General features: G+C 67.5%; 9 protein-coding genes. 6 read left to right on the forward strand and 3 right to left on the reverse strand.

All coding sequences use genetic code 11. From position 1 onward, the window contains the following. The first annotated feature begins 265 nt into the window (after positions 1–265). From BW949_RS00795 to BW949_RS00805, 3 genes are all read left to right on the forward strand, one after another. Entirely contained in the window at positions 266–4,273 is a 4,008-nt protein-coding gene (locus BW949_RS00795; RefSeq protein ID WP_076363031.1) for a beta strand repeat-containing protein, read from the forward strand. 171 nt (positions 4,274–4,444) lie between these two features. Next, positions 4,445–4,849, forward strand: a complete 405-nt coding sequence (locus tag BW949_RS00800; protein WP_097176943.1) for a winged helix-turn-helix domain-containing protein — start codon at positions 4,445–4,447, stop codon at positions 4,847–4,849. Positions 4,850–4,976: 127 nt separating this feature from the next. Further along, a complete protein-coding gene (locus BW949_RS00805; protein WP_076363033.1) occupies positions 4,977–5,660 on the forward strand; it encodes a GcrA family cell cycle regulator in 684 nt (227 codons plus the stop codon). A gap of 181 nt (positions 5,661–5,841) precedes the next feature. On the opposite strand, the gene clpX is transcribed toward BW949_RS00805, so the two are convergent. Further along, on the reverse strand, positions 5,842–7,107 hold the full coding sequence (gene clpX / locus BW949_RS00810) for an ATP-dependent Clp protease ATP-binding subunit ClpX (RefSeq protein WP_076363662.1): 1,266 nt from the start codon (positions 7,105–7,107) through the stop codon (positions 5,842–5,844). A 189-nt stretch (positions 7,108–7,296) separates the two neighbouring features. Next, a complete protein-coding gene (locus BW949_RS00815) occupies positions 7,297–7,923 on the reverse strand; it encodes an ATP-dependent Clp protease proteolytic subunit (RefSeq protein ID WP_076363034.1) in 627 nt (208 codons plus the stop codon). Positions 7,924–8,161: 238 nt separating this feature from the next. Here BW949_RS00815 and BW949_RS00820 point away from each other — a divergent pair, with 238 nt between their 5' ends. Together BW949_RS00820 and BW949_RS00825 are read left to right on the forward strand one after the other, a co-directional pair. Further along, positions 8,162–8,734 (forward strand): hypothetical protein, encoded by a 573-nt coding sequence (locus BW949_RS00820; protein ID WP_076363035.1) that lies wholly within the window; start codon positions 8,162–8,164, stop codon positions 8,732–8,734. A 3-nt stretch (positions 8,735–8,737) separates the two neighbouring features. After that, the gene (locus BW949_RS00825; RefSeq protein ID WP_076363036.1) at positions 8,738–11,401 is read left to right on the forward strand and encodes a methyl-accepting chemotaxis protein; all 2,664 of its coding nucleotides are present in this window, start codon (positions 8,738–8,740) and stop codon (positions 11,399–11,401) included. Between the two features lie 1,528 nt (positions 11,402–12,929). Here the strand turns inward: BW949_RS00825 and BW949_RS00830 are convergent. Beyond that, positions 12,930–13,823 (reverse strand): SseB family protein, encoded by an 894-nt coding sequence (locus BW949_RS00830; RefSeq protein WP_076363037.1) that lies wholly within the window; start codon positions 13,821–13,823, stop codon positions 12,930–12,932. A gap of 258 nt (positions 13,824–14,081) precedes the next feature. Between BW949_RS00830 and BW949_RS00835 the strand changes: the two genes are divergently transcribed. Next, entirely contained in the window at positions 14,082–15,344 is a 1,263-nt protein-coding gene (locus tag BW949_RS00835; RefSeq protein ID WP_076363038.1) for a Na+/H+ antiporter NhaA, read from the forward strand. The last annotated feature ends 33 nt before the right edge of the window (positions 15,345–15,377 follow it).

The raw sequence follows: 15,377 nt of genomic DNA on the forward strand, positions 1-15,377 counted from the left end.
GCTGCCGCGCAGCAAAGGTAACGATACGTAAAGAGCTTGGTTGCCGCTTTCGTGAACGCGGCGTTATCCTTGGCTCAGGAACGCCGCCCGAAGGGAGGCGCCTGCGAAGGGACGGCCCGACCGGGCCGCCAGGGGGGAGCGAGACGAACTTCGGGATGCGGTCCGCGCAGGTGGACGCGCGGCATCCTTGCGTTCGAACCTGCCCCAGACAGCAGATGCGCCCCCGACCGGCGGCCGGAGGCCACGGACAGCGAAAGGAAACGCCATGCCTATCTACACCAACGGGTCGACCACGCTGACCGACGGCGCGGGATTTGACTGGACCATCTACAGCTACGGCACCTACATCGACAACGGCACCAACTACAACATCGACACGTTCGGCTATTCCTACGACATCACGGGCCAAGCCTACACGATTGACGAAGCCGGCCGCGAGATCAACACCTTCCCGACCTATTCCGGCGGCCTGGTCAACACGCGCTCGACCTATGTCTCGGCCACCGACGGCTTCGTGCGCTTTCTCGACAGCTTCACCAATGTCACCTCCTCGGCGGTGACGATGAGCTACGACCTCTACTGGGATTACTCGCCCTATGACGCGACGCAGGTGCACGACAGCGCCACCGCGCCCACGCAGGTCATCTTCGACAATGCCGCAAACGCCACGACGGATCTCGACTCGGCGGGCGCCATGTGGACGGATGGCGCGCTCATGCCGGGCAGCAGTTACGACGACGGCAACGACTACCAATCCATTTCCTACACCTTCACGGTGAACCCCGGCGAAACCGTCAGCATCCTGCATTTCGCCGCACAGGGCGCCAGCAACGGCGATGTGCAGGCGCAATTCGCCTCGATGTTCGATACCTCGGGCGTGCTGAGCAGCGACTTCCTGATCGGGCTCGACAACAACGAAATCGGCTCGATCATCAACTTCTCGGGGCTGGTGCCCGCGGTCGCGCCCTCGCTGATCGGCACGAACGGCCCCGACGACCTTCTGGGCACCGCCGATCATGACCTGATGCGCGGCCTGGGCGGCGATGACGTGATCGAGGCCGAAGACGGCGATGACACGATCGAGGGCGGCTCGGGTCACGACACGCTGAACGGCGGCGACGGCAACGACCTGATCCTGGCCGGCACCGGCTCGGACATCATCCTGGGCGGCGCGGGCGACGACACGATCGGCGCCGACGACGTGAACCTGGTCACGACCTCGAACGCGACCACCATCGCCGCCACCGGCGAGGGGCTGTCGATCTCGCTGACCATGCCCGACGCCAACAACGACACGCAAGTGGCGGTAGAAGGCTTCGTCGCGCGCGAGCTGACCTCGTCGAACAACATCAACATCGCCATCATCGTGGACGTGTCGGGTTCGACCTCCTCGAGCTTCAGCGGCGCCACCACGGTGGGCGACCTCAACGGCGACGGGTCGTCGAACACGATCATCGACGCCGAGATCGCGGCGATCAACAGCCTGGTCAACAGCCTCATCAACGATGTGGGCGCGCCCCAGGCGAATGTCACGCTGATCCCGTTCCAGAGCAGCGCCAGCACCGTCTATACCGGCCGCGTCGGCTCGGATGGCAACGTCAACGGCACCCCCGACGTTCTGGATGTGGCCGCCACACTGAACGACAGCGGCGGCACCAGCTTCTATTCCGGCCTGCAAGAGGCGATCAACTTCTTCAACGGCGCCAGCGCCGGCGAAAACTACGTGTTCTTCCTGTCGGACGGCGCAGACGGGTCGGGCGGCTTCTCCGACGAGGTGGCAACCCTGATCGACGATGCCGGCATCGACGCCACGATCCGCTCCTATGGCGTGGGCACGGGCTCGTCGGAATACTACCTCGACCTGGTCGACGACGGCGTCGACAACGACAGCGCCGTCATCGTGGACGACCCCTCGGCGCTCAGCGCGACCATCGTCGCCTCGCCGATCGACCCGACCGATATCGCCCGCGTCGAGCTGCTGGTGGACGGCGTCGTCGTCGAAACCCTCCAGCCCGAGGATCTGATCGTCACGCCCTTCGGCCTGCGCTATCAGGCGACCCTCGACGGGCTGTCGCCGACCGCGGCCGAGACGATCACCGCGCGCGTCATCGCGGCCGATACCGCGGGCACCTCTGTGGGCACCTCGCAGGTGCTGGAAGTGCTGCCGTCCGAGCCCAGCAACGATGTCGTCGTGGCCGATGACGGCAATGACAGCGTGCGCGGCGGGGCGGGCAACGACACGCTTTATGGCGGCAACGGTAACGACACGCTGGACGGCGGGTCGGACAACGACAGCCTGGTCGGCGGTCAGGGGGACGACCATCTGATCGGCAACACCGGCAACGATCTGCTGCGCGGCACCTGGGGCAATGACATCCTGGCGGGCTGGGGCGGCAACGACACGCTCTGGGGCGGGGACAACGACGACAGCCTCTATGGCAGCTGGGGCAACGATTTCCTGGCCGGAGGCTCGGGCGATGACCTGCTGCTGGGCGGGGCCGGCGCAGACACCATCTATGGGGGGCTGGGCGTCGACATGGTGTCCTATGTCGATGTCGGCGGCGTGCTCGTGAACCTGACGGTCGGCCAGGGCTTCCTGGCCGCGGCGGGCGACGTGATCGGCTCGGTCGAGGGGGTCACCGGTTCGAACCAGGCCGATACGCTGGTGGGCAATGCCGACGACAACCTTCTGATCGGCCTCAATGGCAATGACGCGCTCTATGGCAGCAACGGCGATGACACCCTGATCGGCGGTGCGGGCGCCGACACGATAAACGGCGGTGTCGGGACCGATATCGTCGACTACAGCAGCTCGGGCGCGGCTGTCGCGATCAACCTGGCTACCGGCTCGGCAACGGGCGGCGACGCCACGGGCGACAGCTTCACCGCCATGGAAGGCGTGGTCGGCACCGATCACAACGATACGCTTGTCGGCGATACCGGGGACAACATCCTGATCGGCAATGCCGGCAGTGACCGCCTGTACGCCGGCGACGGCAACGACCAGCTGACCGGGGGCGACGGCGACGACATGCTGGTCGGCCATGGCGGCAATGACTACATGAACGGCGGCGCCGGCGCTGATACCTTCTACGGCGGGGCCGGCTGGGACACGGCCGACTATCTGGGCTCGCAAACCGGGGTCAATGTGTCGTTGCGGCTGGGCACCGGGACCGGCGGCGATGCCGACGGCGACGTGCTGAACCTGATCGAGATCGTGCGGGGCTCGAACGCCGGTGATACGGTGGAAGGGTCGATCAACCGCGACAGCGTCTCCGGCATGGGGGGGAATGACTACATCTTCACATGGTCTGGCGATGACACCCTGATGGGTGGGTCGGGCGATGACACGCTGGATGGCGGCTATGGCGCCGACCGCATCGACGGCGGCCAGGGTAACGACACGGTGGTCTATTCGACCTCGGCCTCGGGCGTGCTTGTCAACCTTGCCTCCAACGTCGCAGGCTATGGGGCCGCGACCGGCGATGTCATCTCGAACATCGAGAACGTGATCGGCAGCGCCTATTCCGACCGGTTGACCGGCAATGACCTTGCCAACCTGCTCGATGCCGGTCCGAGCGGCGTCGACTTCCTCGCCGGCGGTGCGGGCAACGACACGCTGCTGGCCGACGCCGGCAACGATACCATGTATGGCGGCGACGACGATGACCTGCTGAGCGCGGGGGCCGGCAACGATGACCTGTTCGGCGGGGACGGCAACGACACGATCACCGCCGGTGCGGGCAACGACATGCTGGACGGCGGCGAGGGCTATGACTCGCTTGATGCCGGCGAAGGTGCCGACAACCTGATCGGGGGCGGCGGCAACGACACCCTGATCGCCGGGGGCGGTGGCAACGACACGCTGAGCGGCGGCGACGGCTATGACACGCTGATCTCCGGCGACGGCAACGACTACCTGGACGGCGGCGCCTCGAACGACCGGCTCGAAGCGCATGAAGGCAACGACGTGCTGATCGGCGGCGACGGCTATGACACGCTCTACGGCGGCACCGGCAACGACACGATGACCGGCGGCACGGGCTGGACGGACTACTTCCGCTTCGAGGACAGCTTTGGCAACGACGTCATCACCGATTTCGAGGACGGCTATGACCGGATCGACCTGAGCTCGGTGACCGGCATCAGCTCGATCTCGGATCTGACCATCACGCAATCGGGCGCGAATACGCTGATCACCTATGGCACGGACACGATCCTGCTGACGGGGATCACCGCGACCGATATCGACTCGGGCAACTTCTACTTCTGAGGCCCGGCGCATCGAGACAGACCGACCGGGCGGGGACATCCCCGCCCGGTCGCATGTGCCCCCGATGACGGCGGGCTTGACCCTTTGCGGGGGCGCGGAATCGCGCTAGAACCGGCTCGGCCCAGGCACCGGGCCGCTTTTCGTGGATCAGCGATGGAAAGGGGGCTGCCCATGGCCTCGCGAATGCGCATTCGCCTGCATTTCGCCGATGGCGCCTTCATCGGGCCGGGCAAGGCCGATCTGATGCGCCTGATCGTCGAGACCGGCTCGATCTCGGCTGCGGGCCGGCGCATGCAGATGAGCTACAAGCGCGCCTGGTCGCTGGTCGACGAGCTCAATTCCATGTTCGCCGAACCGCTGGTGCGGGCCTCGCGCGGGGGGGCGCAGGGCGGCGGCGCGCGGCTCACCCCCACCGGGATCGAGGTTCTGGCCACCTATGAAACCCTGATGGCCGAGGCACGCCGCGGCGCAAGCGGCGCGATCGCCCGCCTCGAGGCGCTGCGCCGCGCCCCGGCCCCGCCGCCCCCGCCCGAGCCCCCAGCCGAACCCCCGTCCGAACCCCCGTCCGAACCCTAGACCCCGCGCCCGTCGGGCGGGTTGATTTCCGGCGCCTTGCCTTGTATCTCGACCTGTCCCATCTAGAATGGACCCGTTGAACTCCGCCCTGCCCGTTGCGGGCCGGGCCCTCACTGCGAAGGCTGTCATGTCCTGGACCGAAGAACGCGTCGAGACGCTCAAACGTATGTGGGCCGAAGGCCAGTCGGCCAGCCAGATCGCCAAGGAACTGGGCGGTGTGACCCGGAACGCGGTGATCGGCAAGGTGCATCGCCTGGGGCTGTCGAACCGTGCCGCGAGCGGCACGAGCGAGCCCACCGCCGACACCAGCGACACCGCCGCCCCGGCCGCCGCCGCCACGCCCGAGGCGCAACCGGCCGCCGCGCCTTCGCCGCGTCCGGCCGCCGCCCAGGGTGATACCGGCCCGGCACGTGCCGAGGCGCGCCCCGCCGCGACCGCGCCGACCGCTGCCGCCGAGAGCTGCGCGACCACCACCGACGCGCCGGCCGTCCCGCAGCCGCGCGCGGTCTCCGAGACGCCGGCGGCGCCGCCCTCGCGCAAACCCGTGCCGGGCCAGCCCCTGCCGCCGCAACCGTCGGCAGGGGAAATCAGCCCCGAGGCGCTGGCCTCGGTCCGCGAGACCGAGAAGCGCGCCCGCCGGCTGAGCCTGATGGAGCTGACCGAACGCACCTGCAAATGGCCGATCGGCGACCCCGCGACCGAGCATTTCTGGTTCTGCGGGCTGCCGGCGGTTCAGGGCAAACCCTATTGCGAAGCCCATGTCGGCGTGGCCTTCCAACCGATGAGCGCGCGCCGCGACCGTCGCCGCTGAGCGCGGGCCCAGAGCGGCCGCCGCCCCTGCGCGCCCCATGAAATTCCGCGCCGATCGTCTTGCCGGACGATCGGCGTTTCGCGTTTTCGCCCCCCTGACCGAGGTTTCCGAACCGATCCGGCCACGAAAAAGGGCCGCCCCACGGGACGGCCCTTCATCCTTGAACGGTGATGGCGCGGGCTCAGCGCGCCGTGCCGCTTTTCTTTTCGGCATCCGCGTGGATCAGAAGCGGCTTGGCTTCGGCGCTTTCGACCGCATCCTCGTTGACCACCACTTCCTCGACGCTTTCCATGCCGGGCAGTTCGAACATCGTGTCGAGCAGGATATCTTCCATGATCGACCGCAGGCCCCGCGCGCCGGTCTTGCGCTTGATCGCGCGTTTGGCGATGGCGTTCAGCGCGTCGGGCGTGAAGGTCAGCTTGACCCCTTCCAGATCGAAGAGCCGCTGGTATTGCTTGACCAGGGCGTTCTTGGGCTCGGTCAGGATGGTGACCAGCGCCTCCTCGTCCAGGTCGGTCAGCGTGGCGATCACCGGCAGACGGCCGACGAATTCCGGGATCAGGCCGAATTTCAGCAGATCCTCGGGTTCGAGCTCGCGGAACAATTCGCCCACGCCGCGCGCATCGGGATCCTTGACGTCGGCGCCGAAGCCGATGGCCGACCCCTTGCCGCGCTGCGCGATGATCCGGTCAAGCCCGGCGAAGGCGCCGCCGCAGATGAACAGGATGTTGGTCGTGTCCACTTGCAGGAATTCCTGCTGCGGATGCTTGCGCCCGCCCTGCGGCGGCACGCTGGCGACCGTGCCTTCCATGATCTTCAGAAGCGCCTGCTGCACCCCCTCGCCCGACACGTCACGGGTGATCGAGGGGTTGTCGGACTTGCGGGTGATCTTGTCGACCTCGTCGATGTAGACGATGCCGCGCTGGGCCCGCTCGACGTTGTATTCCGACGCCTGCAACAGCTTGAGGATGATGTTTTCCACATCCTCGCCGACATAGCCGGCCTCGGTCAGCGTGGTCGCATCGGCCATGGTGAAGGGCACGTCCAGAATGCGCGCCAGCGTCTGCGCCAGCAGCGTCTTGCCGCAGCCCGTAGGGCCGATCAGCAGGATGTTGGACTTGGCCAGCTCGATGTCGGACTTGGAGCCGTGATGCAGGCGCTTGTAATGGTTGTGCACGGCGACCGACAGCACGCGCTTGGCATGCATCTGGCCGATGACGTAATCGTCAAGCACCTTGCAGATATCACGCGGCGACGGCACGCCATCCGCGGATTTGAGCCCCGCGGATTTCGTTTCCTCGCGGATGATTTCCATGCAAAGCTCGACGCATTCGTCGCAGATGAACACGGTCGGGCCCGCGATCAGCTTGCGCACCTCGTGCTGGCTCTTTCCGCAGAACGAGCAGTAGAGCGTATTCTTGCTGTCGCTGCCGGAATTGTTCGACATCATTTACCTCGCGGATCGCCCGGAGGCCCTGCCCCCGGACATTTCTCGTCTGACTGCCCCTCGCCCCGAAGTCTAGGGCAGCCCCCTGTTCATCTCAATGTCAAAATGCCGTTCGCTTGCACGATCAGCAAGACGGGTGCCCCGCCCGTTCATGACGGGCGAGGGTCATCGTCAGGGGCCGTTCGGGCCTCAGCCTTCGGCCTCGGCAGGACGGCGTTCGAGGATCTCGTCGATCAGGCCCCAGGCCTTGGCGTCTTCGGCCGACATGAAATTGTCCCGCTCAAGCGCGGCTTCGACGGTCTCGTAGTCGTTGCCGGTGTGCTTCACGTAGATCTCGTTCAGGCGCCGCTTCAGCTTCTGCGTTTCCTGCGCGTGGATCATGATGTCGGTGGCCTGGCCCTGATAGCCGCCCGAGGGCTGGTGCACCATCACGCGGCTGTTGGGCAGCGCAAAGCGCATGTCCTTCTCGCCCGCGGTCAGCAGGAGCGAGCCCATCGAGGCCGCCTGCCCGATGACCAGCGTCGAGACCTTGGGCTTGATGTATTGCATCGTGTCATAGATCGACAGGCCGCTGGTGACAACGCCACCGGGGCTGTTGATATACATGGCGATTTCCTTCGAGGGATTCTCGGCCTCGAGGAACAGCAGCTGCGCGCAGATCAGCGTGGACATGCCGTCATGCACCGGCCCCGACAGGAAGATGATCCGCTCCTTGAGCAGGCGGGAATAGATGTCATAGGCGCGTTCGCCCCGCGACGTCTGCTCGACCACCATGGGCACGAGCGTATTCATGTAGAGATCGTAGGGGTCTTTCATTTCGGCCTGCCTCTTTGCGTCCTGCCCAAGTCATATCGCGGGATACCTTGTCAGAATCTTAGTGTCGCGCCCCAGCCGCTGCAAGGGCCGCCCGGAAATCTTCCTGAGCGCAGGATTTGCCGCATCTGCGCAAATCCGTCGCAGAAGGCGAATGCCCATTAATCCGGCAGCAAGGCTTGTGTCGTAACCCTAGCTCATCAAGCGGCGCCCGCCGCGGTCTCGTGAGCCGGAGTAACCGATGAAATTCCCTGTTGTCCTTCCTGCCCTCCTGCTGGGCGCCCTGCCGTCACTGGCGCTGGCCGACATGGCCGCTACCGCGCGCGACTACGCGAATGAAAATCTCATGCAGCTGGCGCGCGACCCGGCGATCGTCTCGGCGATCCTGGCCCAGAATGACGCCCATGCCGGCCTCACCCCGGCCCAGATCGACGCGCTTGACAAGACCTGGCGGGCCGAAATCGATTCGGCCCAGCGCCCCATGATCGACGCGCTGCTCGGCAATACCGCGTCCGAGCATCTGCGCGCACAGATCGAGGACACCGGCGGCTTCGTCGTGGAAGCCTTCGTGATGGACAACCTCGGCCTGAACGTGGCCGCCGCTGCGCCCACCTCGGATTACTGGCAGGGCGACGAGGCCAAGTTCAGCGAAACCTATCCCCAAGGCGCCGGCGCCATCCATGTGAGCGATGTCGAATTCGACGAATCCTCGCAGCGCTATCAGGTGCAGGTGTCCTTCACCGTGACCGACCCGCAAACCGACGCGCCGATCGGCGCGATGACCGTCGCGCTCGATGCCGAGATGCTGGAGTAATCGATGAGCACAGCCCCCCGTTCGAATCCGTTCAGCTCGGTCTTTGCCAAGATCACGCTGATGGTGACCCTGTGCGGGTTCATCTTCGGCGGTCTGATGGTCGCCCTGTCCGACAATGCCAGCCAGACCCGCGCCGCGGAAGAAACGCGCGCGCATGCCGCCTCGGTCACGCCGCTGATCGCGCGCCAGGTGATCGGGGCGCTGCGCTTCGACAAGGCCGACCAGGCCGAGAGTGTGCTGACCGACATTCTGAGCGACTCGAACGGGGAAGGCATCGGCATGGCGCTTGTCAATGCCGAGGGTGCTCCCTTCGTCACCGTCGGCGCCAAGACCGATGCGCTCCTGTCGGTGGCGCGCAAGGCGATCCAGACCGGGGCCGAGGCGCGCTCGGAGGACGGGTTCACCTATGCCATGCCGCTGATGGCGGGCGCGCAGCAGAACGTGATCGGCGCCCTGGTGTCCGCCTGGTCGCCCGAACCCGCCATCGTCGCCGCCCGTGCCGACATGCTCAAGACCCTGGGCATCACCGCGGGAACCTTCGTGCTGTGCATCATCGGCGTCGCCTGGGCGATCTATGCCGTGATCGCGCGCCCGCTGAACCGCGTGAACTCTGCGATGAGCCAGGTCGCCGTCGGCCATTACGAGACCGAGATCCCCGCAACGCATCGTCGCGACGAGATCGGCGCGATCGCGCGCTCGCTCGACACCTTCCGCGAGGGGCTCGCCGCCTCCGAAGAAGCCAACAGGACCGCGATCCTGCGCGGTGCGGCGCTCGAGGCCGGATCGGTCGCGGTGATGATCACCGACAATGATAACCGCATCACCTTCCTCAACCCGGCGATGACCGCGCTGTTTCGCAAGAACCTGGCCGCGCTGCGCAAGTTCCGGGCGGATTTCGACCCCGACAACCTGCTCGGGCAGCGCGCCGACCAGATCATTCCGCAGGGCAAGCAGGCCGTGTCCTCGCGAGATCAGGGCCAGAAGGGCGCCATGCGTCTCGAACAGCGCCTGGACGGGGCCTATCTGGTGGTCAGCATCAACACCATCCACGACCCCATGGGCAAGAAGATCGGCCATGTCGCCGAATGGCGGGACGTGACGCGCGCCCAGCACGACGAGGCCGTGGTGTCGGCCATCGACCTGTCGCAGGCCCGCGCCGAGGTCTCGACCGACGGCCGGCTGCAATCGGCCAATGATCGCTTCATGGCCATGATGGGCGACGGCGCCGACCGTCTTGTCGGCACCGATGTGCGCCCCCTGATCTCGATGACCGACGGCAGCCCGGTCTTTGACAGCCTGGCCAAGGGCAAGCCCCTGACCGGAAAGATGGCCTTCACGCGTCCGGCGGGCGGCCAGGCGCTGGTTCTGGGCGCGTTCAGCCCGGTGCTCGACAGCCAGGGCCAGCCGCAGCAATTCGTGCTGCTGGGGACCGATGTGACCGAAGCCGAAGACGCCGTGGCCCGCGCCACCGAGGAACGCGCCCGCACCGAAGCCGCGCAGCAAAAGGTGGTCGACGCGCTGCGCGGGGCCCTGCGCGCCCTTTCGGATGGCGATCTCACCGCGACGATCGACGCGCGCTTCCAGCCCGAATACGAAGAGCTGCGCAACGATTACAACGCCGCGCTCTCGAACCTGCGCACGGCGATGCAGGAGGTGCTCGAGAATGCCTCGACCATCCGCAACGAGAGCGGCGAGATCGCCTCGGCGGCCGAGGATCTGTCGCGGCGCACCGAACAACAGGCCGCCACGCTCGAGGAAACCGCCGCCGCGCTCAACGAGCTGACCGAATCGGTCCGTTCGGCCGCCGAAGTCGCCGCGCAGGCCAACGAAATGGTCGCCAAGGCCAAGGCCAATGCCGAGACTTCCGGCAATGTCGTGCGCGAGGCGATCCATGCCATGGGCGAGATCGAGAAGAGCTCGGGCAACATCTCCCGCATCACCTCGGTGATCGACGAGATCGCGTTCCAGACCAACCTTCTGGCGCTGAACGCCGGGGTGGAAGCCGCCCGCGCGGGCGAGGCTGGCCGCGGGTTCGCGGTCGTGGCCTCGGAGGTGCGCGCCCTGGCGCAACGCTCCTCGGAAGCCGCGCGCGAGATCGCGGGGCTCATCTCGGCCTCGAACGATCAGGTCAAGCGCGGTGTCGGCCTGGTCGGCCAGGCCGGCGAGGCCCTGAGCGGGATCGAATCCTCGGTCGGCGAGGTCTACACCTTCGTGAGCGAAATCGCCGTTTCGGCGCGCGAGCAAAGCTCGGGCCTGGCCGAGATCAACACCGCCGTCACCCAGCTCGATCAGGTGACCCAACAGAACGCCGCCATGTTCGAGGAAACGACGGCCGCCAGCCACGCCCTGACGCGCGAGGCCGAAAGCCTGAACACCACGACCGCGCGGTTCCGCATCTCGGGCCAGGCCGCGCCGGGGCGCGCACCTGTGGCCACCGCGGCCGCGAAACCGGCACCGGCGCCGGCGCGTCCGGCACCGGCCGCAAAGCCCCGGCCCGCGCCCGCCAAGGCCGCGCAAGCCGCGCCGATGTCGAAGCCCGCGCCGAAACCGGCTTCGAAGCCCGCCGCAAAATCGGCCGCCCCGCCCGCGGCCACGGGTGGGGCGCGCCGGGCAACGGCGCTGGCGGTCAAACCCGAGACCGACGATTCGGACTGGGAAGACTTCTGATCTTCTGATCGCATCACGAACAGACCTCTTGCGCCGGGCCCCTGGTCCGGCGCGATGTTTTCGCCATGATGAGATTGAAAACAACGCACGCGCACCCAGACGGCGAAGCGAACGCAACCCGTCGTGCACAGCACCGGATCGCCGCGCGCGCAAAAGCGGCAGGTATCATCGGCGCGCGCCATCTGCGAACCGCATCACGACAGGCGCGCACACCACAAAGTGCTGCAACCCGGGGGGCCTATCCGCCAGCGGTGCAGGCCCCCGACAGCGCATATCTCGAAAGCAGCGCCAACCAGCCGTGCGAAAGCCCGCGACGCTCATCCCCGCGGATCGCACCATCGAAACAACGCATGATAGACGGCGCGCTTCGGCCCGCGCTGCACGTCATCGGATCCGCACCAAAGAGGCCAGGGGCTCCGACCGGAATCCGCACCCCGATGATGCGCGAACGGCTTGCAACAGGCGCAGACGGGGCCTGCACGAGGCGGCAGTTTCGCGTTGCGCGGTGCCTCCCGAGGTTGGGCGCATATCCGACCCGATCTCATGGTCAGACAATGACACCACGACCGCGGCGCAAGATGGCACCGTTTCCGCGCCCCCGCTGCGCCAGGATCGCCCGAAGGGGCCCGCGCCAGCGCTCTGCCCCAGATGACGCAAGGCCCGCGCGGCGACGAGCCCCGCCACGACGCATCGAGCCCCACCGCGCCCCGCGCCTCAACGCCCCGTCCGCGACTTCAACGCTCGGGGGAATGCATGCCAGGGCGGCGGTCCTCCTCAGGTCTGGGCGCCATCAGAAGCCATCCCCTGAGGCGGAAAAGACCGATGGGGAGGGACAGCCCGCACAGCCAGAGAACGACACAGCGCCCCGCCCGGCAGATCAAGGCTTGGAGCCCGCGCCCACGGCGCGAGGCCCGCCGCGGGTCTGGCCACGATCTGCGGCACGGTTCTGGACACGGCACCGCAGAAATGCTCCGGGCACAGCCCCGCGCGAGCGGGGGAAGCACGACACAGCGCCCTTGTCCGGTCATTAGATGCGTGGAGGAGCGCGCGCGCAAGTCAGAGCCAGCCGCGGGGCGGGAGGCCAGTTGCCGCCCTATGCTGACGCCACAAGAGACTGTTGCTCCGGGCACAGCCCCGCGCGGTGAGGACATCACCCGGCCATGTCAACGCATGGGGCAAAGCCCCCAAGGCGCGAGCGCCGCCGCGAGGGCAGCCCCATCTGCCGCCGATCCTGCCGCGGCAAGAGGGCGGTCGCCAGGCGACTGCCCATGCGGGGCGGCAGCGGACGCTGCGCGCAAGGAAGCATCCTGCGGAAGAGGTCACAAAAACCCATCGACATCTGACCGAACCCATTCCCAACGTCGGCCCGGCCCGCAAGGGCAGGAACCGGGCCTGGCTGCCGGCGACGCGGAGGGGCCGCTCGGAGGCCGGTGACGCGGCCTCCGGGCCAGGCGCGCGCCCCGACGGCCACGCCCCCGGACACACTCGCAAACCGGCGCGCGCCTTGGCCACCCCGGCGCGCGACCGATCAGTGCAGGATCGGCGGACGGTCGGGGTCCATGCCGGGGCCCTTGCGCTCGGCCTCCTCGGCCTCGAGCGCCGCCTCAGCTGCGGCCAAAGCCTCGGCGTCCAGCGCAAAACGCCAGCCGGTCTCGGCCAGCGCGGGGCGTGCCGGGTCGTCGTCGGGCAGGAAGACCACGGCGATTTCCTCGCCCTCGAGCCCGGCGAAGATCAGCGCCTCGGAGACCGCCTTGGCCAGCGCGGCCTCGGCCTCGGAGCCGCCCTCGTCCTCGGGGATGGGCTGGAACACCAGGACATGCCCCTGCCGGCCGTCCATCCAGCCGACCCCCGAAAGCCAGGCCTCGCGCCCCTCGGCGCCCGCCGACGCCGCCCAAGAGGCCAGACGCTGCGTCAACCGGTCGAGCAGGCTCTTGGGCAATTGCGGCGGCAGGAAATGGTCGGGCCAGCCCTCGTCTTCCTGGGGGCGTTCGGCCAGCGTGCCGGCCAGCCAGTCGATCGCCTCGGGCGGCAGCAAGAGCGCCTGCGGCACGATCCCGAGATTGACCCCCAGCCCGATGCCCTGCCCGGCCAGCTGGTCCACGACCACGCGCCCCGGCAGCGCGGCATAGGGCGCGGCCTGACCAGTGAAGGCGGCCAGACGATCCTCGCGGTCGAAGGCCAGGATGAAGCGGCCCTCGTCGGTGGCGATGAGCTGCGGCGCGATCACCGGCGCGCTGCCGGGCTCGGCCTCCTCGGGCTCGGCCGCCAGCAGCACGAACAATTCGGCGCCGATCAGGCAATCATACATGGCCAGCCGCGCGGCATCGTCATCGGGGGCGTCCTGCATCGCCTGATGTGCCAGATCGAAGGGCGTGGGCGTCGGGTCGAGCGTGATCTCGGGCTCGTCGGGCGTGTCGGTCATGGGACCTCCTTGCTGGCGGAACGGATGCGCGGCGCGCGGGTTGCGGCGGGGTTTGACCCCCGCGCCTAATCCTGCCACGCCCGAAGGGCAAGCACCACGCCCCGAAAGCGCGCAATTTCAGGGCGACAGCCCCCTTCACGCGGGGGTGATCCTTGCGCCCCGGCCCCCCCCTTGCTTTAACCCCGCCAGCCACGGCCCGAGGCGGCCGGGATCGTCCGCCCGCACGGGGGCCGGCGGGATCAGCAACCGGGGGATGCCATGTATCGGGTCTGGAATTTCATCACCACCTATTCGCTGCTTCTGGTGATGGGCGCGGTGGGAGCGCTGATCTGGGCCAATACCGACCCCGAGAGCTATCACCATCTGGTGCATTTCGTGCTGGTCGAGGATTTCTTCATCGGCCATCTGCACGGCGAGGGCGATCACGCCACCCGCACGCTGACGCTGCATTATCTGGTCAACGACGTCCTGATGGCCTTCTTCTTCGCCATTGCCGCCAAGGAGGTCTGGGAAGGCATCATCCTCAAGAACGGCGAATTGCGCGGGCGCAAGGCGATGACGCCGCTGATCGCCACGGCCGGGGGGATGCTGGGGCCGGTCGTCGTCTATCTGGGACTGGCGGCGACGCTGGGGATCTATGAGACCGTCAGCCGCGGCTGGGCCATTCCCACGGCAACCGATATCGCCTTTTCCTATCTGGTGGGGCGGATCGTCTTCGGCGCAGGTCATCCCGCGATCCGGTTCCTTCTGCTGCTGGCCATTGCCGATGATGCCGCGGGGCTGGTCATCCTGGCGGTGTTCTACCCTTCGGGCACGCTGGCGCCGGAATGGCTGGGCCTGTCCTTCGGCGCGGCGCTGGCGGTCTTCGTGCTGGCCAACTGGCTGCCGCGGCGGCTGGACCGGGGCAACCAGGCGCGGCCGCATTCGACCTGGGTGCGCAAGCGGCTGAGCTTCATCCCCTATGCCGTTGCCGGCGCGCTCAGCTGGTATGGCTTTCAGGAAGCGGGCATCCACCCGGCGCTGGGCCTCTTGCCGATCGTGCCCACGATCCCGCATGCCGACCGCGCCTTTGGCCTGTTCGCCGAGGCCGAGGAGCACCTGACCGACCTTCTCAACTGGATCGAGCACCACCTGAAATACCCGGTCGAATTCATCCTGCTGATGTTCGGCCTGCTCAATGCGGGCGTGGAATTCGGCGCCATCGGCGAGCCCACGCTTCTGGTCGTGGCGGGCCTTCTGATCGGCAAGCCGGTGGGGATCTTCGTGATGGGGGTGTTCGGGGCGCATGTGCTGCGCTTCGGTCTGCCCAAGGGGATGCGCACGGCCGATATCTTCGTGCTGGGCTGCGTGGCGGCCATCGGCTTCACGGTGGCGCTCTTCGTGGCCTCGGTCGCCTTCCCGGCCGGCATGGTGCAGGATGCCGCCAAGATGGGGGCGCTGTTCTCGTTCGGCGCGGCGCTGACCTCGCTTGCCGCGGGCAAGCTGCTGCGGGTCGAGAAGCGGCACGAACAGATCGCCTGACCTGCACCAGGGGCCGCCTTGCGCCCTGCGGGC

This window comes from Phaeovulum vinaykumarii, from assembly GCF_900156695.1.
GTDB lineage: Bacteria > Pseudomonadota > Alphaproteobacteria > Rhodobacterales > Rhodobacteraceae > Bieblia_A > Bieblia_A vinaykumarii.